This window comes from Asaia sp. HumB, assembly GCF_030263835.1.
Taxonomy (GTDB): domain Bacteria; phylum Pseudomonadota; class Alphaproteobacteria; order Acetobacterales; family Acetobacteraceae; genus Asaia; species Asaia bogorensis.
This window is the reverse complement of the sequence record NZ_JARPML010000002.1, coordinates 517817-541772: the sequence shown is the minus strand read 5'-3', so window position 1 is coordinate 541772 and position 23956 is coordinate 517817. Positions and strand designations below refer to the sequence as shown.

Sequence of the window (23956 nt, the reverse complement as noted above, 5' to 3'; positions counted from 1 at the left end):
TACCTTATTTTTCCCTCAATTGTGGCAGATCATCGTGGACGGTTTGAAATGTGTCAGTCTATGATACGAATTAACGCCAGATTCCCGGGGGCACGAGTGACCTACTGCATGCAGTCCGCTACCAAGACGAACCTTATCAAGGTCACCCGGGCGGGCGAGGCGCGCAAATGGTCGGTATTTACCCGCGCGCTGCTCAGCGCAGGACTGGGACTGGGCACTTTAGCGGTCTCAGCGCCGGCACATGCTCAGTATGCGGGCCATGTCAGTTCCTATGTTGTGGACGTGAATAGCGGCGCTGTGCTCTCGCAGGTCGATCCCGACCTCCAGCGTTATCCGGCCTCTCTGACCAAGCTCATGACCCTGTATATGGCGTTTCGCGCCATGCGTGCGGGCGAGATCACGGCTGATACCCCGGTGCCGGTCTCTATCCACGCTTCCATTCAGGCGCCTTCGAAGCTCGGCCTGGTTCCCGGTACGCATTTCGTCGTGCAGCAGGCGATTCTCGGCCTCGTCACCAAATCAGCCAACGACGCTGCCTGCGCGCTCGGTGAATTGCTGGGCGGGGGCGACGAAGTCCGTTTTGCAAACATGATGACGCAGCAGGCGCGCGCACTGGGTATGTCGAATACGACGTTCCGCAATGCTTCGGGTCTGCCTGACCCCGATCAGGTGACGACGGCACGCGACCTGTCCATGCTGGCACAGCATCTGGTTCAGGATTTTCCTGAATATTACCACTACTTCTCAACGCCCATGTTTGCTTTCCATGGGCGCATGATTCCGAACCATAACCCGATGCTCAAAACCTATGCGGGTGCGGACGGGATGAAGACCGGCTATACCGATCTGGCAGGGCATAATCTGATCACATCCGCTCAGCGCAGCAATGTACGTCTTGTGGGCGTGGTGCTGGGCGCGCGCTCCAATCCCCAGCGCAACGCGATGATGGCGAACATCCTCGATCAGGGTTTTGCGGCGGAGGGTGTGGCTCCCATGGCCCCGCTGCATCCCCCTGTTGTTCTGGCACGCAACACACGCCGTCACGGGCATCTCTCTGCCGGGTCCGCTGCTGTTCTCGAAGTGGCCGAGGCGCCGACTGGCCCGCGTCGCTATCAGCCCCTTGCGCATGGTGCCAAGCACCACACAGTCGCGTCTGCAAAGCTGCGTATGGCTACGTCGCGTCATGTTGTCTCGACCCGGAAGACGAGCCGCCACCAGAAGGGTTGATCCGGTCAGGGGATAAAAAACGACGATCCGGCCTTGCTCCTCATGCCCTGGCAGCGCATTTTCTCTGCATCATCCGTGAAGTAGACAACATGAGCGGGAGCAACAGCAGGGTATGGACAGTATGGCGCACGACCACGGGATCACGATTTACACTGAGGACGATTTTGTTGGCCTGAGAAAAGCGGGTCAACTCGCTGCCGCCACACTCGACATGATCACACCCTATGTCGTGCCCGGCGCCAAGACCGATGATCTCAATCGTCTGATCCACGAATACACGCTCGATCATGGGGCGGTTCCTGCACCACTGAACTACCGTGGTTTCCCGAAATCCTGCTGCATCTCGATCAACCATGTCGTCTGTCATGGCATCCCTGGCGAGCGCTGCCTCAAGGATGGCGATATCGTCAATATAGACGTCACGTCCATCATCGATGGCTGGTATGGCGATACGTCGCGCATGTATCTGGTGGGGAACGTGCCCCGCAAAGCTGTCAATCTGGTTGATGCAACCTACAAGGCACTGATGCTTGGCATTGCGGAAGTTGCGCCGGGCAAGACGCTTGGTGATATCGGGCACGCCATCCAGAGCTTTGCCGAGGGGCAGCGACTTTCGGTCGTGCGCGATTTCTGCGGGCATGGCATCGGGCGTGAATTCCATGCCGAGCCGCAGGTTGTGCATTACGGCAAGCCTGGCAAGGGGCTGAAGCTGAGAGAAGGCATGGTGTTCACGATCGAACCCATGCTCAATCTGGGCAAGGAAGGCACCAAGACGCTCGAAGACGGCTGGACAGCCGTGACCCGTGATCGTTCCCTTTCCGCACAGTTCGAACATATGCTTGCCGTAACGAGTGAGGGATGCGAGATTTTCACGCTCTCGCCTGCCGGCTTTACCAAGCCGCCTTACGTCTGAAGCCAAAGGCTTCTGTCTGATCTGCAAGGAACGATTTACGTGAAGCGTGTCTGCACCCGGGTTGCGGCCCTGCCGCTCCTCCTCGCCAGCATTTCTGTCTCGAGTCTCGCCCAGGCTGCGCCAGCGGCCATGCCCTATGACCCGCTGGCCTTCGGCACGGTCAACCCGGCACTCAAGCCTGCAAAGCCGGTTGTCGGAACGCGCGGCATGGTCGTATCGGCCCAGCATCTGGCGTCGGAGGCCGGGCGTCGTATTCTGGCGTCGGGTGGCAATGCGGCTGATGCTGCCGTTGCGGTGGGGTATGCGCTTGCGGTTGTCTATCCGGCTGCCGGCAATATCGGCGGCGGTGGCTTCATGACCCTGCGCCTGCCAGACGGCAAGACGACGTTCATCGACTTCCGTGAGCACGCGCCGCTCGCTGCCACGGCCACGATGTATCAGGACGCACAGGGCAAGGTTGACTCCAAGGCCTCCATCGAAGGATGGCGGGCAATCGGCGTGCCGGGCACAGTCGCCGGACTGGATGAGATCCAGCGTCGCTGGGGCAAGCTCAGCCGTGTTCAGGTCATGGCGCCGGCCATCGAGCTGGCGGAGAAGGGCTTTGTGATCGGGCAGGGCGATGCCGATCTGCTGCACACCAGCACCGCGGCCTTCCAGAAAGATCCGCATGCATCGAAGATCTTTCTTCGTCCAGACGGTACACCGCTCCAGCCGGGCGATCGTCTGGTGCAGACAGAGCTTGCCCACACGTTGCGCAGCATCGCGAGCCAGGGGCCGGATGTGTTCTACAAGGGCGATATTGCCCAGCGCGTCGTAGCCGCCAGCAAGCAGAATGGTGGTATTCTGAGCCTCGCCGATTTTGCGGCCTATCACACGCGTGAGCTGGAACCGATCCATTGCAGCTATCGTGGCTACGATATCGATACAGCCCCGCCTCCCAGCGGTGGTGGCGTGGCTCTCTGCGAAATGCTCGACATTTTGTCTGGCTATGACATGAAGCGGCTTGGCCTGCGCACGGTGGCTGGCGTTCAGCGTCAGGTAGAGGCCATGCGCCATGCCTATTCCGACCGCCGCGATCTGGGCGATCCGGACTTCGTGAAGAACCCCGTTGCCCATCTGATCGACCCGGCCTATGCGGCCGCCATTCGTCAGGGTATCCCACTCGATCACGCCCTGAATTCCGATGCGCTGGTCGCGAGCGCCCCCCTGCCGGGTGTCATGCAGGCCCAGCCTGCCGAAGATCACGAAAAGCATGAGACAACGCAGTTCTCTGTAGCTGACCGCTCAGGCTTCGCCATTTCTGCCACCTACACGCTTAATGGCTGGTTCGGCGCGGGTGTTATCGGTGGGGATACCGGCTTCTTCCTCAATGACGAGATGGATGATTTTGCCGCCAAGCCGGGCAGTGCCAATATGTTTGGCATTGTCGGGTCCGAAGCCAATGCCATCGCGCCGGGCAAGACCCCTCTGTCATCCATGGCCCCCACGATCATCACGCATCAGGGCAAGCCTTTCATGGTGATCGGCAGCCCCGGCGGTTCACGCATCCCCACCATCATCCTGTCTGTCGTGCTCGGGGTGATCGATGGCGGGCTGGACATCCAGCAGGCCGTGGATCTGCCGCGTATTCATGAGCAGTGGAAGCCCTCGGCGATCGAGCTCGAACCGCGGGCACTCAGCCCTGATGTCATGCAGCAGCTTCAGATCGAGGGATACGCGCTCTCGCCGCATCGCCCCTGGGGTGTGGCCGAGGGAATTCTGTTCGGGCGTCCATCGGTTGCGGCACCTGAAAGCGGCAAGCTTTATGGGGGCTGGGACCGACGCCATGAAGGCGGCGGCGCAAGCGGATTGTAAAAAAACCTGATCCTGCCTCTTGCGCATGAGAGGCAGAATGGTGTTAACCCTGCACCGGGAGGTCGGCCTTGGACGGACGGCTTGCGAACCCGGTCAGGTCCGGAAGGAAGCAGCCGCAGTGAGTTTTGTTCGGGTCATGTGTTCGGCCTCCCACCCTCTGAAGCAGCCGGTCTCGTCGCGCGAGTCATGACGCCTTCAGATACCCCCTCCCACGATGACGATATTCCGCTGCCCCCGGTTGAGGCTGGCGGATTTTTCGATGCGCCGCAGGAAAGTCCCGTTGAAGCGGCTGCTCCTGCACCGGCAGCGTCCGTGGCACCCGCGCGGGATAAAAACGAGCGCAGCGGACCCTATCGTGTTCTCGCCCGCAAATATCGCCCCCAGCATTTCGATGACCTGATCGGGCAGGATGCCACGGTGCGTATCCTGCGCCGTGCCTTCCAGCTGGGCCGCGTTGCTCATGCCTTCATGCTCACCGGCGTGCGCGGCGTGGGCAAGACCACGACGGCGCGCATCATCGCCCGGGCGCTCAACTGCATTGGTTTCGATGGGCAGGGTGGCCCGACCGCTGATCCTTGCGGTGTCTGCGCCAATTGCACGGCCATTCTCGCCGATCGTCATCCCGATGTGCTCGAGATGGACGCCGCATCACGGACGGGCGTGGACGATATACGCGAAATCATCGAGGCGACACGTTTCCGCCCGATGCAGGGGCGCATGAAGGTCTTCATCATCGATGAGGTCCATATGCTCTCACGCAACGCCTTCAACGCGTTGCTTAAAACCCTCGAGGAACCACCTGAGCAGGTGACCTTCATCTTTGCGACGACCGAACTGCGCAAGGTGCCAGTGACCGTGCTCTCACGCTGCCAGCGATTCGATCTGCGCCGCGTGCCGCAGGAGATGCTCATGCAGCATTTCGCGGGCATTGCGGAGAAGGAGTCGGTCGCGTTTTCGGAAGAGGCGCTCTCCCTGATCGCACGCGCTGCCGATGGCTCTGTGCGTGATGGGCTGTCTCTGCTCGATCAGGCGATTGCGCAAGGTGAGGGCGAGGGGGCCGAGCGCATCGAGGCCCCCATGGTCAGCGCCATGTTGGGGCTGGCCGATCGTCAGCTCGTGTTCGACCTGTTCGAGATCCTGATGCAGGGCAAGGCCGAAGAGGCGCTCGCCATAAGTGGTCAGGCCTATGCGCAGGGGGCCGATCTTGGCATCCTCCTCGCCGATCTGCTCGATCTGATCCATGTAATCTCGCGTCTCAAGGCCATCCCGTCGCTGCGTCACAGCCGCGAATTGCCGGAGGCCGAGCGTGATCGCGGGGCCTCTCTGGCCGATCGCCTGCCCAATGCCGAACTCGGGCGCGCCTGGCAGATCCTGCTCAAGGGTATTCAGGAGGTCGAGCAAGCCCCTGATCGACGTGCTGCGGCGGAGATGGTGCTCATACGTCTGTGCTATGCCAGCACCCTGCCGACGCCGGATCGCGTGGCACGCATGGTCATGCAGATGCAATCCGAGGACCGCCCCGCCGGTGATATGGACAGGGAAAGTCTGACAGGTTCCTCGGGAAGTATGACCAGTCATGGCGCCGGATCGGTTTCCGCACAGGCGAGCAGTTCGCAGGGAATTTCGGGCAGTCATGGCGGCGATGACCGCCCCAAAGCCGCCCTGCGTCTGGTGGCTAATGGGGGTGTAGCCTACGACGCTGTCTCCAGTGCTTTGGCTGTCCCTGCGCCCGTTCTGACCCCGGTCGAGCCAGCGCCGCAGGATGAGGAGGTTGATGCTTTCCTGCCGCCCCTGCGTTCATGGCGTGAGATGGTCGCTTTTGTCGCACGCCAGTCCGAAGCCATGTTGCATGGCATGCTGCGCCATTCGGCGCATCTCGTGCGCTTCGAGCCGCCGCGTGTGGCCATACGCATGGCCCGTGGAACGCCACCGCGTATTGAAACCCGTCTGCAGGCCCTGCTCGAGAAAGCCTATCCCGGGCAGTGGCAAGTCGAAGCCTCGGATGAAGAAGGCGAGCCGACACTGGATGAGCAGGGTGCAGAGATCGTGGCCCTGCGTCGCGAGGAACTTCATGCGCACCCGCTGCTGCGTGCCATACTCGACGTGTTTCCCGATGCCCGTGTTGGCGAGCCGAAGGATCTCTCGCTCGACGAATACGGGCTTCCCCCCGAAGAGCTTGAAGAGCCGGAGAGCTGGACGGCAGAACCTGCCGTGCCCGATCTGGACTTTGCGCCCCTCGATGCCGATCTGATGGATGACGATGACTGGCACGATTTCGGTGGCAGCTCTTCTTTCTGACCTCAAGGACAAGACATCATGAAAAATCTCGCAGGACTGATGAAGCAGGCCTCACAGATGCAGTCGCGCATGGAAGAGGTGCAGAACACGCTCAATGCGCTCACGGTCGAGGGCTCCTCGGGCGCCGGGCTCGTTAGCGTAACCCTCAGCGGCAAGGGCGACATGCGCGGCCTGCGTATCGATCCGAAGCTGGCGGACCCGAATGAAGTCGAGATGCTGCAGGATCTGATCATCGCGGCTTTTGCCGATGCCCGCAGCAAGGTCGAGGCAGCCAATGCCGAGGAGATGCGCAAGGTCACTGGCGGGATCGATCTGCCGGCTGGCATGAAGTTTCCTTTCTGAACCTCAAAGGCCTGAAACCGTCTTACCGGTTGTACTGAGCAGGAGCGCACAGCCATGATGGGTGGTGGCGATGTCGAGAGGCTGATCCAGCTTCTATCCCGTCTGCCCGGACTGGGGCCGCGATCGGCGCGCAGGGCTGCCCTTGTGCTCCTGCGTTCCCCGCAGACAAGGCTTCTGCCTCTGGCCCAGGCCATGGAAGCCGCAGCCCATTCCGTGCGCAGCTGTTCCATCTGCGGCACGCTCGACAGCAGCGATCCTTGCAGCATCTGTGCCGATCCGGCGCGGGACAAGGGATTGATCTGCGTGGTCGAGACAGTGGGCGATCTCTGGGCGCTTGAGCGCTCAAGGCTGCATCCCGGCACCTATCAGGTGCTTGGCGGCGTGCTCTCGGCGTTATCCGGCACAGGTCCTGAGGATCTCAACACGGCATCGCTGCTGGCGCGGGTGGAATCGGGTCAGGTGCGTGAGGTCATCCTTGCGCTGGGGGCTACGGTCGAGGGGGCGAGCACGGCGCACTGGCTGCAGGAGAAGCTTGCTGCCTTCGACGTGACGGTTACCCGCGTCGGTCACGGCGTGCCAATCGGTGGTGCGCTTGATGTGCTGGATGACGGTACGCTGGCTGCGGCACTCTCTGCCCGGCGACCCGCGCACTGAAAATGACCTCTGCCCCATCTTTCCCATCGGGTATGCCCCGGGCTGCACTAATCACGGGTGGCGTAAGGCGCATCGGTCGGGCGCTGGTCGAGGCGCTGGCGATGGAGGGATTCTCGGTTGCCATTCACTGCCGCTCTCATGCGGATGAGGCGCGAGCCCTGCTGGCCACACTTGACGTAACGGGATGTGTTCTGGAGGCCGATCTCACGGATGAGGCGCAAACGGCCCGGTTGATCGGCGATGCCACGAAAGCGCTCGGGCCTCTGGGTGTCCTGATCAATAACGCCTCTGCTTTCGAGCGGGATGAGTGGTCCGACGTCACGCGCAGTTCGTGGGACCGGCATATGGAAACCAATCTGCGAGCGCCGTTCGTGCTGATGCAGGAATTCGCGCGTCTCTTGCCTGAGACGGCGCGAGGGATGGTGCTCAACCTGCTGGATCAGCGTGTCTGGAACCTGACGCCACATTTCATCAGTTACACCCTCTCCAAGGCAGGGCTCTGGACCCTCACCCAGACCATGGCGCTTGCTCTGGCGCCGCGCATACGGGTCAATGCCATTGGGCCGGGACCGGTCCTTCCGGCGGCAGGGCAGTCACAGGATCATTTCGACAGGATGTGTCAGAATGCGCCTCTCGGTATTGGCGCTGATCCGCAGGAAATTGTCACAGCCGCGACAGCTTTATTGCGAATGCCTTCAGTCACGGGCCAGATGATTGCGCTCGATGGTGGGCAGCATTTACAGTGGCGCCCATAACATCAGAATATAAGAGGCGCATAACTCCCCATGACTTCACCGACCTGCCGTATGGCTGATGGAGAGCGCTTCGGTTTCACAGTATCCCGGGTCCGGACACATCATCAAACCTATCTGGACCTGAATAGTCGTGATCACAGGCTGTCGCACGAGGCCCCGTCCGCCCTGACAGGCGAGACGCTGCTGATCACCTGGTCCTTCATGCCGGAATTCGCTCTACTGGTTGCGAGTGATGGGGCTTGGCCCGAGGCGCTTTCCAGTGGTGATACCAAAGCTTGGTGCCCTGCCTTTATGGCGCTGTCCGTGATCGACATGCAGGCAGGTCGTCATGCGCTCAAGAAATTCGGGAGACCCGAATTTCTCACGGCTGAAATCAATACGGGTCTGATCCACGACAACCGGCCGACCATATCGGATTGGGAGCTTTTCGAGTTCGAGTCCGTCAGAAAGCCGACGCCGGTATTATTGGGCGACTTCGCCGAGCAGTTCGGCATCATGCTTCATGCGCGTCACGATGCTGTGGCGGCTTTGCATGCGCTGCTTTCGGCTCCCGTGTGCTTCCTGCCTGCCCTTTTCGATATCCTGCTGACCATTTTGCGGCCGGATGTCCTGAAGGCTTTTGTGGCGTTATTCACCACCGATCTTGCCCGGGCCGTTGACCCTGCTACACGTGATGCCTTGCGCCTTCTGGCTGCCTTGCCAGGCGGAAAATGGATCGCCAGCGCCCTGCAGGATCTGCACGAATGGAAAAACGGTCGCATCCGCGCCTGCCTGAAGGCCGATGAGAGCTATGATTTTCTGGGCCTGCATGACCAGCGTGGTCCGGGCAGTGCCTATCACCTCGGCTCTAGGCTGCTGGGTGAAGCACGTCGTGCGGTCGTCCCGAACCACAAGCTGGCTGTTCTGGCGACGGCGCGTGATGAAGGGCTTTATCTGCTGGAATGGATTGCCCATCATCGTCGCATCGGTGTCGAGCAGTTCTTTATCTACACGAATGATCTGACCGACGGTTCAGAGGTGATGTTGCAGCGCCTGGCCGATGCGGGTGAGATCGTCTGGATTGACAATACCGGGGCCGCTCCTGCGCGGATCAACATGCAGGATAAAGCCTATTATCACGCCCTGACCATCGTGCCGGAATTGCTCGATTATCGGTGGTGCCTTGTGCTTGATCTCGATGAAATGGTGCTGCCCGGTGCCCATGTGGATTACAGCCTGCCGCCGCTTCTCGAGGCCCGTGAGCATGAGGGCGCCGAGGCGGTTGCCATCTCATGGCGCGTGTTCAATTCGAATGGTCACCTGACCTGGGCACCTGGCCTCTCTTCTGAACGTTTTGTTGAGACCGAGCGCCATCCGCTTATCAAATCGGTATTCCGCACCGGTCTTTTCTGTGGCGCCTCGGCCCACCACCCGGATGGAAAGAACAGGCGCGTCATCCCGTTCCTGACCATTGACGGGGAGCGTCATCGTGATGGTGATTTGGGCGAACACGATATCAATTTTGCCGTTCGCCCCACCGTCAATGCGATGATCTGCCACTATCATGTTCGCTCGCTCGAGGAATATGTGTGGAAATTCGCCCGCGGTGAGAACGACGGTAATGGTGTGCTCAAGATCAAGCACTTCCGCTACAATAATCCTGGTATCTTCAACCTCTTCACCACACGTTTCGACGCTGGCGGCCCCAAGCCGGCTCTGCCTCTCGCCGAGGATGTGCGCAGGGGTATCCGGCGTCTCTCCCGTCTGCCTGGCGTCGCCAAAGCCCACGAGGAGATTGAGAGACGCTTTGCAGAGCAATCACGGGATTATGTGGAGCAAAGTGCGGCCATCATGAAGGAAGATGATCGTATCGATGTCGAAACACGGGAGCGATGGTGCGCTCTGGTTGCCCAGTGGCGCGATATGCGCGGCGTTTCGTAAGGGAAGCGACGGGCCAGACCGCGACCGGGCACGGCTCAGGGGTGGGACTGGCGAGCAGGCGACACAAGCCCTGCAAAACCCGAGGCTAGATAGTTCTCCACCACCAGTGAAAAGGGGAGGCCGTCAGCCCCCCGTGTGAGCATGGCGGTGTTGCGCAGCAGGATATCCGGCGGAAGGTTGTCGCGTTCGCTCCGCAACGCCTCCCGTTTGAAATGCAACGCTGCCACCACATGGCCAAAAGGCAGGGTGGTGGTGTCGAGCAGCGTGTTCATTGCGGGTTCAAGACGCTCAGGCACATACCAGTTCCAGGCATCCGAGAGCACATGGGTCCCGCAGCGCAGGCTGACATGGCGCAGCCGAAGATGCTCATGCGCACTCAGCGAAAAATGGGTCCTGAAGGGCGCGGGCGGCGGCAGATTGTCAGTAGGTAGCGGAATGGCCGTGATTGCCACGCCAGGCGCGAGACGCCTGCAATAGTCTTGCAGCACTTTTGTGGCGCTGGGCTCGGCACGAAGGGCGCGGCCCAGTTGATCGGCCGCCTCGGCGTAGGAGAAGGAAGGGGCCATGCACAAAAGAAAAAAGCCGGTCAGACCGGCTTTTCCCAGGGAGATCAATTTTCGTTATCGTCGTTGTCGGTGGTGACTTCGATCTCGGAACCGAGATCATCATCGTCATCATCGAGATCCGATGCGTCTTCCATCACATCGTCATCGCCATCTTCATCGGCGTCGAGATCGACATCAATGTCATCCTCGTCGCTCTTGGGATCATTCTTGGTCTGATCCGCGGGGATGTCGCCACCGCGCTTGGGCTGGGGCAGATCGCTGGGCTGTTCTGCGCCGCATTTGGGGCAAATCGCGGGAGCGCGATTCAGGTCGTAGAAACGTGTGCCGCAGGAGACGCAGACGCGTTTCAGACCGAGTTCTGGTTTTGCCATGATGACTACCTGTCGATCCTGAACCGGTTGAAAAGGGAAACGGCTTGTGCCGCGAAGCACGGGGCCATGCCAGCTTGTGCCCGCAATGTCAAATGCCAGCGGGGATTTTGATGTCAAAACCTGATGTGAATCCGGTCTCAGCAATTGACAGGAAGGGGGCTCGCATCGGAATGAACGCTATCATGGAACATCATCCCTCCGCCCCCGTCATTCCTCTTTCCGTAGCGCGCAATCCTGGCCCGCTTCGGGGTTCGATTCGTGTGCCTGGCGACAAGTCGATCAGCCATCGCGCCCTGATGCTGGCGTCTCTTGCCAGTGGGCGTACTATCGTAACCGGCCTGCTGGAAGGTGAGGATGTGCTGCGCACGGCCGATGCCATGCGCGCCCTTGGTGCGACAATCACCCGAGAGACGGATCGCTGGGTCATCGAGGGCAAGGGTGTCGGTGCGCTGAACGAGCCGGACGATGTGCTTGATATGGGCAATTCCGGTACGGCCGCCCGGCTTTTGTCGGGTATCCTGTCCAGCCACGCCATCACCAGCTTCATGACGGGCGATGCCAGCCTGCGCAGTCGTCCCATGCGCCGCGTTACGCAGCCGCTCTCGGCCAACGGGGCCTGTTTTGCCACCAGACATGGCGAAAAGCTTCCAATGGCCATCATCGGCACGGGTGAGGCTGCACCGATTGCCTATTGCCTGCCGGTTGCCTCGGCGCAGGTGAAATCCGCCATTCTGCTGGCCGGGCTCAGTGCGACGGGCAGGACCAAGGTGGAGGAGCCTGTAGCGACGCGCGATCACACCGAAAATATGCTGCGCCATTTCGGCGTCGAGGTAGAAGTAGGGCTGACCCCGACAGGTGGTCGTATCATCACCCTGCAGGGACCTGCCCGTCTTGCGGCCCGCGACGTTGTCGTGCCGGCTGATCCGTCATCTGCGGCGTTCCCCATCGTGGCGGCCTGCCTCGTTCCCGGCTCGGAAGTCCGACTGCCCGGTATCGGGCTGAACCCCTTGCGTACGGGCCTGTTCACCACATTGCGTGAGATGGGCGCATCGCTCGAGATCGAGAATGAGCGCATCGAGGGTGGCGAGCCCGTCGGTGATCTCGTGGTGCGTGCCTCTGCCCTGCAAGGTGTCGACGTGACGGCCAATCGCGCGCCCTCCATGATCGATGAATATCCCGTGCTGGCTGTGGCCTGTGCGTTTGCCAACGGCACATCGCGCCTGCGCGGTCTCGAAGAACTGCGCGTGAAGGAGAGCGACCGCCTTTCTGCCACTGTGGCGCTGCTCAAGGCCAATGGCGCAACGGTACGTGTCGAGGGTGATGACATGATCATCGAGGGACGCGGTGGCGCTGAAGGGCTTGGTGGCGGTCTGGTGGAGACACGCATGGACCATCGTCTGGCCATGAGTGCCATCGTGTTCGGCCTGGCTGCGGAGAAGCCCGTGATGGTGGATGACACCGGCTTCATCAATACGAGTTTCCCCGGCTTCGTGTCGCTGATGACGGCTCTCGGGGCTGCGCTCTGATGCGCCTTATCATTGCTGTTGATGGCCCGGCTGCAGCGGGCAAGGGGACGTTGGCCAAATCGCTTGCTGCGGCACTGGGGCTGCCTCATCTGGATACAGGGCTGCTCTATCGCGCTGTCGCCCGTCAGATGATCCTCAAGGGACTGGACCCGGCTGCCGATAGCGGCGAGCAGGCGGCGCAGGCCCTCCAGCCCGAGGATCTGCTGCGTGATGACCTGCGTGTGCCGGAAATCGATCGTGGCGCGAGTTCGGTAGCCACACAGGCCCCTGTACGCTCCGCCCTGCTTCGGCGTCAGCGCGAGTTTGCGACAGCCAGCGGTGCGGTGATTGATGGGCGCGATATTGGCACGGTGGTTTTCCCCGATGCCGACCTCAAGTTTTTTGTCACTGCCAGCGCCGGGGTCCGCGCCCTGCGTCGCTACCAGCAGCTTCATGGGACAGGCGCCCGTGATGAAAGCGCGCTTTCTGCCCTGACGGCAGAAATCAGCGCACGCGACCAGAAGGATGCGGAGCGTCCGGTTTCTCCGCTCCGTCAGGCTGATGATGCCGTTCTGATTGAAACCGATGACATGGATGCCGGGGCTGTTCTGGCCCACGCCCTGTCGATCGTTAGGTCTCGTTTTCCGGCCTGAGCCAAAAGCCTGCAATCTGGCCGGGGCGGGTAGGGGGCTTTGTCCTTCGACCCTGTTCCCGGCAGATAGATGACGGGTAGGGACGCATCGGACGCCTTCTGTGCACGGATCGCTTTCTTGCACCGTCATCGCACTCATACCATCGCCGGGGCGTCCTGCAGCGCGAAAGCACCCCTGTGCCTACAGGTGTTCGACTTCATACGCGGCGCATGACTGAACGGCATGATCGGCGGCACTTGCGATCTGAGACGGAGTCGAGAGCTCGCACCCGATTTCGGCCCGGAAATACAGGTTTTTGTTGACAAGCACCCCGCTGCGGGTGTCTGACCACGGGCAGCGTAACGCCACCTGCGCTATCCGTTCTCCCGCGCCTTGCGGGCGATCTTTCCCTGAAGGCTCATGGGTGGCCCAGGATCATCGAGCAAGCCGTCCGGCCAAGATGTCGGGCGCAGACATTGGCCCGGTCTTCACGATCGGCCCAGGATTACGAAAACACATGGCTTCAGCCACCAACACCGTCGAAGACTTTGCTGCTCTTCTCGACGAGACCCTCGGCCAGGACACGGGCTTTGACGGCTCGGTTGTCACCGGTCGCGTTATCCGTCTGACGGACGAGTATGCGATTGTCGATGTCGGCCTCAAGAGCGAAGGTCGCGTCTCGCTCAAGGAATTCGGACCGCCGGGCACCGCGCCTGACGTGCGTCCGGGCGACGTGATCGAGCTTTATGTCGAGCGCTACGAAGACCGTGACGGCTCCATCGTGCTGTCGCGCGAGAAGGCCCGTCGTGAGGAGGCATGGACCTCGCTCGAGCGTGCATTCGCGAACAACCAGCGCGTCAACGGCACGATCTATGGTCGCGTCAAGGGCGGCTTCACGGTTGATCTCGGCGGCGCCATGGCGTTCCTTCCGGGCAGCCAGGTCGATATCCGCCCCGTGCGCGATGTTGCTCCGCTCATGGGCCAGCCCCAGCCTTTCCAGATCCTCAAGATGGATCGCGCTCGTGGCAACATCGTTGTCTCGCGTCGTGCCGTTCTTGAAGAGACCCGTGCAGAGCAGCGCTCCGAGCTGATCCAGGGCCTGAAGGAAGGCATGATCCTTGATGGCGTCGTCAAGAACATCACCGATTACGGTGCGTTCGTTGACCTCGGCGGCGTCGATGGCCTCCTGCATGTCACCGACATTGCCTGGAAGCGTATCAACCACCCGTCCGAAGCCCTGCAGATCGGCATGCCGGTTCGCGTTCAAGTCATCCGCTTCAACTCCGACACGCAGCGTATCTCGCTGGGCATGAAGCAGCTTGAGGCTGATCCGTGGGAGAACGTGGCGATCAAGTATCCGCCGGGTGCCCGCTACTCCGGTCGCGTCACGAACATCACCGACTACGGTGCATTCGTTGAACTCGAGCCCGGCGTTGAAGGTCTGGTACACGTTTCCGAGATGTCCTGGACGAAGAAGAACGTCCATCCGGGCAAGCTTGTCGCGACCTCGCAGGAAGTCGACGTCATGGTTCTCGACGTGGATAGCGCCAAGCGTCGTATCTCGCTCGGCCTGAAGCAGGTTCAGCGCAACCCGTGGGAGCAGTTCGCCGAAGAGCACAAGATCGGTTCGACCATCGAAGGCGAAATCCGCAACATCACCGAATTCGGTCTGTTCGTGGGTCTCTCTGCCGACATCGACGGCATGGTGCACATGTCTGATCTTTCCTGGGACGAAGCCGGCGAAGCAGCCATGGCGAAGTTCGAGAAGGGTCAGGTCGTTCAGGCCAAGGTGCTCGATGTGGATCCTGAGAAGGAGCGCATCTCGCTCGGTATCAAGCAGCTTCAGGAAGACCCTGCAGCCGATACCCTGTCGCGCGTCCACAAGGGCGACATCGTGACCTGCCTCGTGACGTCGGTTCAGACCAACGGCATCGAAGTGAAGGTGGACGACGTCCTGACCGGCTTCATCCGCCGCGCCGAACTGGCTCGTGACAAGGCCGAGCAGCGCCCTGAGCGCTTCGCGGTTGGCGAGAAGGTCGATGCGAAGGTTGTGTCCGTTGATCGCGCTTCGCGCAAGCTGGCCCTGACCATCCGCGGCCGTGAGGTCGAGGAAGACAAGGCAGCCATCAACGAATACGGTTCGTCCGATAGCGGTGCATCGCTCGGTGACATCCTCGGCGCTGCTATTCGTCGTCGTAATACCGAAGTGTAATCTGTCGTCAAAACGCAGAAACACTATGAAAGGGCTGCTTCGGCAGCCCTTTTATTTTTTCTTGTTAAACTGACACTCAACTTAATTATAAATTCACTCGCGAACACTTTTTCCCGACCGGCGATTAGGTTAAAGGCAGATCAATGGATGGACGGGGATTGCCCCGTTTATTGACGAGATGTGCAGGTGGGGATTTCATGGCTGTTATCTACAATACGAACTACACCCATAACCCGAATTCGTACCTGACCCTCGCGGTCGAGCGTGCTGCACGGGCATTGTTCGGCCATGACCAGATCTTGCTTGCTGATAACATGACCCTGGCCGCTGCGGCTGCGTCAGGCGAGCATGACACGCTTATTTGTATTGACGGCCAGCGTATCAATACGCAGCTCATGCGGCGCATCCGTCCTGCTTTCAAAACGATGATCCTTTGGACATTTGAAGACCCCTTTATGCGGGATTTCAATGTCGAGAACTCCCATCTTTTCGATTACGTCTTCACCAACGATCCGTCCTGTGCCGAGCATTATCGTGGCAAGGGGTTCTATCTGCCGCTCGGTGCCAGCCGCACGATCCATCATCGCGACGTCAAGGATGCCGAGGCGCTCGATTACGATATCTTCTTTGCAGGGACGATGTGGCCCAACCGCGTCGAGACGCTGCGCCGGATCATCGCAGCCTTTCCGCAGGCCCGCCTCAAGCTGATCTGCCCCGGCAATGAGTATCTGCCGCCGCTCCCCGCCGATCTGGCGGAACTGGCCATTCAGCGCCCGGTGAGCCACGAGGCTTTCATCGACTTCGCCAATGCCAGCGCCGTGACGCTGACCATGTTCCGTGACTATGCCAGCCACGGTGACGTAAGCCAGGCAACGGCTCCGGGACCGCGTTTTTATGAGCTTGGCCTTGCCGGTGCTGCGCAGGTTGTCGAAGCGCCCGAGAGCATGGACACCAAGTACTTTGCCGAGGTCGAGGGTACGTTCTTGGCACGCGATGTCGATGGCGTGGTGAGTGCGGTCGCAGCGTTGCTGAATGATCGCGAACTGCGCCGCAAGGCTGCGGTGGCAGCCCAGACCTCCGTGCAGGAGGGGCATCTCTACGAACATCGCCTCCGCTTCATGGCTGAGGTCACGAAGGCGAATTTCGGGCGGACAAAGCCGGGCAGCGAGATTGCCCCGCGCCGTCGCCGTCTGCGCGTTCTGATGTGCACGCACTCCACCATCCATGAAGCAGCCTGGGGCGGCGTCGAGGTCTATCAGCAGACCCTGTGCTCGATGCTGGGTCGTGAAATCGAGTTCTTCTACTGGCTCCGTCGCGGCACGCATTGCCGCCTGACCACGGCAAACGGGCAGGAAGTCGAGCGTTACGACGTGCCGGAAGTGGGCTGGATGGACGCCATGTGCGATGGTCCGGAAGAAATGGCGTTTTCCAATGCCATCAGCCAGTATAATTTCGATATCGTGCATTTCCAGCATCTGGGCCATCACGCCCTGTCGCTGCCGATCATCGCCAAGGCCTGCGGCGCGGGCGTGGTGTTCTCGGCTCATGATTTCTGGCTGATCTCGTCGCGTTATAACCTGCTGAACCAGGATCTTCGTTACGTCGAGGATGAGGTGAAGTCGGTTGTGGCCAGCGACATCATTCTGAAGGTCGCCGAGAACATCGAATATGGCGGTGAGCAGACCCGTCGGGCCTTTATCGCCAAGATGCTTCACTCGGTCGATCTCATCCTGTTCGGAACCGAACACTCGCGCAACCTGACGCATGAGATCTATCCGATCCTGAACCAGAAGAGCAGCCTGATCCTCGGTATCCCCTCCCCCGAGAACACGATTCCCATCGTGCCCAAGGCGTACGAACCGCTGGGTGAACGTCCGCTCGGGGTCGCGATTGTCGGCAACTTCCTGCGCACCAAGGGCGCGGATACCATTCTCAATCTGATCGAGATTGCCCATCCCGACCATTTCGAGTTTCATATCTTCGGTTATATCCATCCGGAATATGACGCGGTGATCAACGGCAAACCGCGCCCGAACGTGAAGGTGTACGGTCGCTATACGGCGGGCGATATTGCCGCGCTGCAGGTGGCCGATGTTGCGCTCAACCTGTCAATCTGGCCTGAAACCTATTGTATCTCGCTCTCGGAGGCCTGGCAGAACGGTCTCATTCCCATCGTGACCGATGTCGGTGCTCTGGGCGACCGCGTGAAGGATGGCGTCAACGGATTCAAGGTGCCGATCGGTCGAGCCAACATGGTGCTCGAGCGCCTCGAACTGCTCCGCTCCTGCGAGGGTATTCGCCGCAAGATCATGGGCAATATCTCGCCTGCGCTCTGGACCCAGGCCGAAACCTATGCTGACGACATGCGTGACGTCTATCGTGAAGCGGCCCCGGTTCGCGAGCTTGGCACGGCTGAGATGCAGATCGATGCCGGGCAGGTTCATCTGCTGCCCCATGCGTCGTGGCGTCATCAGGCCCCGCCGCGTCACATCTTCGATCCGCCAACCATTCGCGATCTGTCGGTGGAACTGCCCGAGACCGTTACGGACTGGTACTCGATCCAGGGCGCTGAATATTACATTGACGATGTCTGCCATTTCGTTCTGGCCGATAACGAGCCGGAGGATTTTGCCGGTTCGTATGAATTCCATATTCGCGGCTGGCATGTTCTGCCGGGCGTAAGCTCCGCAGGGTCGATGTATGCCGTCCTGATTGGTGATGATGACACCCCGATGATCTTCCTGCCCTGCTCTCGCGAGGCGCGTGGGGATGTCGTATCGATCTACCCCAACGCACCGCGTCGCTCGGGTTTTGCCGGTCAGGCTGCTCTGCGCGGCAAATGGTGTGAAGGACGCTTCCGTGTGGCGCTGGTCAATATCGTCAACGGGTCCGGCGCTTTCATGGTCACCTCGGTCGAGATTGCGGTCAAGGATGGCAAGATCAACGAGATTCAGGTCGAGCGCCCGTCCAACGACCAGATCATGGCTGATTTCACACGCGTTTCTCATGCGGATGGGCATCTGCGCGGCATCAAGCTGAGCCGCCTCAATCGTGAGATGACCACGCATCGTGCGCCGAACGATTTCCAGCACTATATCGATTCACTGAGCGGCCTCATCGGTGATCCGGCGCCCCTGCTGACCGAAGATGGCAATCTGTTCATCCGTGGCTGGGGCTTCTTGCGCCAGGTAGAGCGCGCCGGGACCATGTCGGTCGCTCTCGTTGGTGAAGCAGAGAATGACGTGTTCTTCTTCGCGCTCAACCGCTTCCTGCGTCACGACGTGAAGACGATCTTTGCCGATGCACCGCTTTGCGTCGGCTTCGAGGGCTGGCTCTCGGTCGCCTCGGGCTATGCTGCGGAACTTGCTGGCAGCTATCGTCTGTGTCTGGTGAATACGATCGGTGAAATGGTGGGGGTGAAGCCGCTGGATGTGGTGGTCAATGTGGCCGATGGTATTGTCACCTCCGTCGAGCACAGGGATGTCACCGAGGCTGTTGTGGCTCAGGTCAATGACAGCATCGAGGCACGCCACGCGTCCGAGCCTGCTCTCTGACACGCGGGGAAGATCTTCTCATGCAGCATGAGCGCATCCCCAAGTGGCGTCAGGTTGATGAAGACTGGTATCTCGGTCTTCATCCCGAGGCGGCTGAGGAAATCGCCACCAATGGCTTGCGTGACGCGACCGAGCATTACGAGACGATTGGGAAATCCTTCGGGTTTTCTCCCAATCGCTATTTCGATGAGGGCTGGTATCGTCAGGCCTATCCCGAGATCTATGCCGAAATCTGTCGTGGTGAGCTGGCCTCGGGCTTTGACCATTATTGCGCGGAGGGTTTTTCAACCTATGCGCCGCATTGGCTGTTTTCCGAGACCTATTACCGGGCACGCAATGGCAGCCTGCTCGACGCATCCCTGTCGAGTGGTTTCTATATCAACGGATATGACCATTTTCTCGAGATCGGTGATGTGGACGGGCTTGCCGGCCACTGGTTTGTCGATCCGGAGGCTGTAGCGCGGCTTGCGGTCGAGGCCCCGGTTGAGACTGGCGCAACGCGTGGCCTGTTCGCGGCTCTCGCTTTCGACACACCCGCGATTGCAGACCATCATCGCGTGTCCTGGTATTTCGACCCGGTCTGGTATCGTGAGCGTTATCCCGAGGTTGATCGGGAGATCGGTGCCGGACGTTATGTATCGGCCCTGCATCACTATCTGACCAATCAGACGCCGCGACAGTTCAACCCCCAGGCTTTCTTCGACGACCTGTATTATCTGCGGGTCCATGCCGATGTGGCGCCGAGCATCGATAACGGCTCGTTTCGCAATGGCTATGAGCATTTCGTCAGGTTCGGGGCGAGGGAAGGCCGCCGCCCGGCCGAGGGTATCAACCTGCATGTCTTTGGCGAAAAGCCTGAGATACGGGCATTACTCGATGCCGGGCTTTATGACAGCGTCTACTCATGCTGGGTGGCCCAGCGCCTGAGATATGGTGAGCAGAGTGACGTTGCGCCGCCGACCGAGGAGCAGACACGCAGGCTCTTCGAAGCCGAAGCCGCATTGCAGCAGCGTATCATCACCCGTAACGCGCCGGATTTCCATTTTGAGGGCGAGCCCGAGCTCTCCGTCATCATGGTGCTGCACGATAAATATGCGCTGACCATGCAGGTGCTGGCATCGCTGCGGGCGAATTATCCCGGCGCAATCCAGCTTATTCTGGTTGATTCGGCATCGAGCGACGAGACGACTCGGATCGAGCACGTCGTGCGTGGTGCCAAAATCATGCGCTATCGCTACAACATCGGGTATCTCGACGGGTGCAACGCAGCACTGGCTGAGGTGCGTGCGCCGGTTCTGCTCTATCTCAACAACGATCTGCGCCTGTATCCCCACGCGATCAGCAATGCGCTTTCGCGGTTGCATGCGTCAGAGGACATTGCGGCTGTCGGTGCCAAGCTGATCCGCAGCAATATGTGGCTCCAGGAGGCCGGGTCGATCATCTGGCGCGACGGTGCGACTTATGGCTACCGCCGCCAGGACAATCCCACGATCCCTGAGGCGAATTTCGTTCGCGATGTCGATTACTGCTCGGCGGCCTTTCTTATGGTCCGCAGCGCAATCGCCCGCGCCCTCAACGGCTATGAAACGATCTATCGTCCCGCCTATTTCGAGGATACCGACTTCTGTCTGCGTATCGTGCGCTCTGGGAAGCGCATCGTCTACGATCCCGGTGTCGTGGTCGAGCATCTCGAATTCGGCAGTGCTGGCAATGCGGGCTCGCATGCGCAGATCCAGATCAATCATCGCATCTTCGGCAAGCAGCATCAGGAATATCTGAGGCAGCAGCTTCCTGCCCATGTGCGTAATGCCGTTCTGGCCCGTTCCCATCGTGGTGCCCGGTGTCGCGTCCTGTTCATTGAGGATCGTATCCCCCTGCGTTCGCTGGGCTCGGGATATGTCCGCTCCAACGATCTGGTCTGGGCCATGAGCCGTCTTGGCTTGCAGGTCACGGTATTCCCGGTGTTGCCGAGACCTGCGAGTCACCTCGATCTGGCGACCAACTTCCCGGATGATGTGGAACTCATGGCGCATAGTGATCTCGGCGATCTCAATGCATTCATCGAGGAACGAGCAGGCTATTATGATGTTGTCTGGATTGGGCGCACCCATAACCTGACACGTCTTCTTCCCGTGCTTACCGAACAGAGCCGCCATCTGCCCGTTGACAGCGTCGTGCTCGATACCGAGGTGATTGCGGCACCGAGAACGATTGCCAAAGCGCGCTTCCATCCGCCAAAGGAAAAGCTTCTGCCTCTGGGCGAGATGGTGTCGCGCGAGCTTGAGGCTGCGCATTACTGCCAACGCATCGTGGTCGTTTCGGAGCATGATGCGGCCCTGGTGCGGGACGCCGGATATGAGAACGTGTCGATTTTAGGCCATGCCTTGCCGACGCGCCCGGATCCTCGCGGTTTTGAGGACCGGCGTGACATTCTGTTCGTCGGGGCTCTGCATGATGAGGATGCGCCCAATTTCGACAGCCTTTTCTGGCTGATCAATGATGTGCTGCCGGAAATGGACGAACATCTCCCCGACGATGTGCGGCTCACGGTCGCCGGTTTCGTCAATCCGGCGCTTGATGTGTCGGCACTGCGTTGTGCGAAGCGGGTGAACTGGCTTGGCCCCGTGGATGACCTGAGGGCCCTCTACGCGTCGCACAGGGTTTTCGTGGCGCCGACCCGATATGCTGGCGGCCTTCCGTACAAGGTGCATGAAGCAGCCTCTTATGGCCTGCCTGTCATGGCTACGCGTCTGCTTGCCAGTCAGATGGGCTGGGCCGACGGCGCCGAGCTGATCAGTGCCTCGAGTGAGGATCCGATCGCCTTCGCCTTCGCCCTCGCAGAGCTCTACGAGAATAGCGAAAAATGGAAAATGATCCGCTCCGGGGCTCTGCGGGCCGTGGAACGTGATTGCAGCCCGGCGCGATTCAGTCACGCGTTGGAGACGATTATCGAAGCAAGTGTGGCGCCCTGAGGCTGCCGCGTCTGATAATGGGTGCGGGGGACGCCCCCGGCCCGAAACGAGGAATGGACGGTAAGACCATGTCAGCAGAGAAGAAAAACGCGGGATCCAAGGCTGCTGGCAAGACGCAGCGCGTGCTCGTTTGCAGTGGCGGACGCTATGAGTCACAGGCCAATGCGCAGATCCGCGAGTCAATCATGGATGGTTGGGCCGAGTGCTTTGGCGAGGAAAATGTTGTCGCCGTGCATATCAGCGGTGCCGCAGCAGCAGTAGAGCGTATTCAGCCGACCATCGTCTTTGCTATCGGCTCCTATCTCCCGGAGAGCACCTATTTCGGCGAGGTCTGTCGCGAGGCCAAGAAGATCGGGGCGACGACCGTTTTCTGGGCAACAGAAGACCCCTACGAGCAGGACGCCAATTATCGCATCACGGATGACTTCGATGTCATCTTCTCCTGCGACCGCTGGGGTCACAATTTCTATCAGCGCGAGCGTGTCTATCATCTGCCGCTCGCAGCCAGCCGCAAGCTGCACTACGCTCCGATCGAGGCCGATGTGGAAAAATCGATCGATGTCCTCTTCTGCGGTGTGGCGTTCACGAGCCGCAAGGATATCGTGCGCAACCTGATGCCCACGCTCCGCAACCTGAACATCAAGATCATTGGTCCAGGCTGGGGTGAGTTTGGTATCGGTTTCTCGGATGCGCGTATCGAGAAGGCACAGCTTATCGAGCTGTATCGTCGCTCCAAGCTTGTGCTCAATCTGGGCCGCTCGCTCCATTTCGAAAACAAGCGCTTCATGATCTCACCCTCGACGCCCGGTCCGCGTACCTTCGAGGCCGCTGCTGCAGGTGCTTTCCAGGTATTCCATGAGGATACCTACGAACTGCGCCGCTACTTCACGGCCGATGAGATTCCGACCTTCTCGAACAAGATCGACTTTGATCGTCTGGTGGCCCGCTATATCAACGACACGCCGCTCTGCATCGAGATGGCGCGCCGTGCTCAGGCGCGCACGATGGAGGAACATACCTATGGCCATCGTATCCGCGCGGCCATTGCGGTCCTGAAGCGTGAGGGCTTCGTGCAGGGCTGAAGTCCTGCGCACTGGCGGGTGATCGATCCGGCCTGTTCGTATTGAAGCAGGTCGGATGGCACGATGAGAGATGCCCGCTTGCTCTGTTGAAATAATCGATATGTGATCGCACATGAGTATGCTGACGTCTTTTCTTCCTCAAAACCGATGATACAGTTTGTTACGTTCGTTTTGCGGGAGAAGTCATGCGTACTGCCGGTCTGTTACGTCGCTTTGCTATCCTGGCTGTCGTCGGGTTGACGGGGCTGTCGGCCGGAAATCCTGCTTTTTGTCAGGAGCATCTGACCGTGCATGGCGTGACCCAAGACGCTCTTGAGGATCATCTGAATTTCGAACTGGGGGAACGTCAGTTCGGCACGCTGCCACGATGGCATCAGCAGGTCTGCGTCGATATTCATGGCGTGCAGGAGCAGTTCGACAAAATGCTGTTCTCTTACCTCAAGAATACGGGGAGTAGTCTGGGGCTGTCTCTGTCGCGCGATTGCAGCGCAAAGCAGCTTTTCGTCTTCTTTACCGATCAGTCCGATGCTCTGGCTGACGGAATACACAAACTGAACCCTGATCTGTTCGTCGGTCTGGATAATGCACAGGAATATCAGGAGAGTAAGGTCGAAGCGACCCGCGACGAGGTCAGGCAGTTTCTCAAACCACGCGCCGTCAGGTGGCTGGCATCGTCGTCCATGCGCAACAAGAGCGATATGCCGCCGATCATCCTGCCATCGAGCTTTCCGGTTCGATATGCTGCGCCGGTAGTGGATAGCGCTCTGGGGAATGTGACAACCCGGCGGGACCTGACGATTGTTCTGATCATCATCGATATCAACCGCCTCAGAAATGAATCCTGGGGCATGCTGGGTGATCTGCTCTCGCTCGTTGCCTTTGCGGCGCCGCATCTCCGCGACGGTTACGACGACCGGAGTCTGCTCAGATACACGCAGAGCGAGATCCTTGAGGGACCGACAGGGGAGATGCTTCCCTATGATAGGGCCGTTCTGGCAACGCTTTATGCCCTCCCGGATGACTATGACCAGTCAGATGGCCTGAACTGGATGGCCAGTCATTTCTCCCCCGAGGCCCGCTCGCACTGATCGGGCAGCAG

The 23956-nt window shown here is 60.0% G+C and carries 17 protein-coding genes and 1 other RNA gene; 16 read left to right on the top strand and 2 right to left on the bottom strand.

The features are described from left to right. Positions 1-108 precede the first annotated feature (108 nt). From P5689_RS03745 to P5689_RS03705, 9 genes are all read left to right on the top strand, one after another. Positions 109-1227, top strand: coding sequence for a D-alanyl-D-alanine carboxypeptidase family protein (locus P5689_RS03745; RefSeq protein ID WP_285532144.1), 1119 nt, complete (start codon positions 109-111; stop codon positions 1225-1227). A 121-nt stretch (positions 1228-1348) separates the two neighbouring features. Then, positions 1349-2140 carry a type I methionyl aminopeptidase gene (gene map / locus P5689_RS03740; RefSeq protein ID WP_031239998.1) on the top strand — a complete coding sequence of 264 codons (792 nt, stop codon included), beginning with the start codon at positions 1349-1351 and terminating at the stop codon, positions 2138-2140. Positions 2141-2179: 39 nt separating this feature from the next. Beyond that, positions 2180-3994 carry a gamma-glutamyltransferase gene (gene ggt / locus P5689_RS03735; protein ID WP_408868531.1) on the top strand — a complete coding sequence of 605 codons (1815 nt, stop codon included), beginning with the start codon at positions 2180-2182 and terminating at the stop codon, positions 3992-3994. A 57-nt stretch (positions 3995-4051) separates the two neighbouring features. Further along, positions 4052-4148, top strand: an RNA gene (gene ffs / locus P5689_RS03730) — signal recognition particle sRNA small type. 32 nt (positions 4149-4180) lie between these two features. Further along, positions 4181-6292: a DNA polymerase III subunit gamma/tau gene (locus tag P5689_RS03725; RefSeq protein ID WP_285532143.1), complete on the top strand. Its 2112-nt coding sequence runs from the start codon at positions 4181-4183 to the stop codon at positions 6290-6292. An 18-nt stretch (positions 6293-6310) separates the two neighbouring features. Further along, a complete protein-coding gene (locus tag P5689_RS03720) occupies positions 6311-6634 on the top strand; it encodes a YbaB/EbfC family nucleoid-associated protein (RefSeq protein ID WP_023977620.1) in 324 nt (107 codons plus the stop codon). A 57-nt stretch (positions 6635-6691) separates the two neighbouring features. Next, positions 6692-7288 (top strand): recombination mediator RecR, encoded by a 597-nt coding sequence (gene recR / locus P5689_RS03715; protein WP_408868561.1) that lies wholly within the window; start codon positions 6692-6694, stop codon positions 7286-7288. 2 nt (positions 7289-7290) lie between these two features. Further along, a complete protein-coding gene (locus P5689_RS03710) occupies positions 7291-8043 on the top strand; it encodes an SDR family oxidoreductase (protein ID WP_285532141.1) in 753 nt (250 codons plus the stop codon). Between the two features lie 30 nt (positions 8044-8073). After that, positions 8074-9963, top strand: a complete 1890-nt coding sequence (locus P5689_RS03705; RefSeq protein ID WP_285532140.1) for a glycosyltransferase family 2 protein — start codon at positions 8074-8076, stop codon at positions 9961-9963. 35 nt (positions 9964-9998) lie between these two features. On the opposite strand, the gene P5689_RS03700 is transcribed toward P5689_RS03705, so the two are convergent. Continuing rightward, a complete protein-coding gene (locus P5689_RS03700) occupies positions 9999-10529 on the bottom strand; it encodes a hypothetical protein (protein WP_285532139.1) in 531 nt (176 codons plus the stop codon). 44 nt (positions 10530-10573) lie between these two features. Then, on the bottom strand, positions 10574-10900 hold the full coding sequence (locus P5689_RS03695) for an FYDLN acid domain-containing protein (protein ID WP_031240006.1): 327 nt from the start codon (positions 10898-10900) through the stop codon (positions 10574-10576). Positions 10901-11082: 182 nt separating this feature from the next. On the opposite strand from P5689_RS03695, the gene aroA reads away from it, so the two are divergent. From aroA to P5689_RS03660, 7 genes are all read left to right on the top strand, one after another. Further along, positions 11083-12426, top strand: coding sequence for a 3-phosphoshikimate 1-carboxyvinyltransferase (gene aroA / locus P5689_RS03690; protein ID WP_285532137.1), 1344 nt, complete (start codon positions 11083-11085; stop codon positions 12424-12426). Beyond that, positions 12426-13058, top strand: coding sequence for a (d)CMP kinase (gene cmk / locus P5689_RS03685; protein WP_285532136.1), 633 nt, complete (start codon positions 12426-12428; stop codon positions 13056-13058). The genes aroA and cmk overlap by 1 nt, the downstream gene beginning before the upstream one ends. A gap of 496 nt (positions 13059-13554) precedes the next feature. Then, the gene (gene rpsA, locus P5689_RS03680; RefSeq protein WP_285532135.1) at positions 13555-15249 is read left to right on the top strand and encodes a 30S ribosomal protein S1; all 1695 of its coding nucleotides are present in this window, start codon (positions 13555-13557) and stop codon (positions 15247-15249) included. A gap of 197 nt (positions 15250-15446) precedes the next feature. Beyond that, on the top strand, positions 15447-18803 hold the full coding sequence (locus P5689_RS03675) for a glycosyltransferase (RefSeq protein ID WP_285532134.1): 3357 nt from the start codon (positions 15447-15449) through the stop codon (positions 18801-18803). Between the two features lie 20 nt (positions 18804-18823). After that, complete coding sequence (locus tag P5689_RS03670) at positions 18824-21775, top strand: glycosyltransferase (RefSeq protein WP_285532133.1); 2952 nt, start codon at positions 18824-18826, stop codon at positions 21773-21775. A 68-nt stretch (positions 21776-21843) separates the two neighbouring features. Further along, positions 21844-22857 (top strand): glycosyltransferase, encoded by a 1014-nt coding sequence (locus tag P5689_RS03665; RefSeq protein ID WP_031240011.1) that lies wholly within the window; start codon positions 21844-21846, stop codon positions 22855-22857. Positions 22858-23042: 185 nt separating this feature from the next. Beyond that, positions 23043-23945 (top strand): hypothetical protein, encoded by a 903-nt coding sequence (locus P5689_RS03660; protein WP_285532131.1) that lies wholly within the window; start codon positions 23043-23045, stop codon positions 23943-23945. Positions 23946-23956 lie beyond the last annotated feature (11 nt).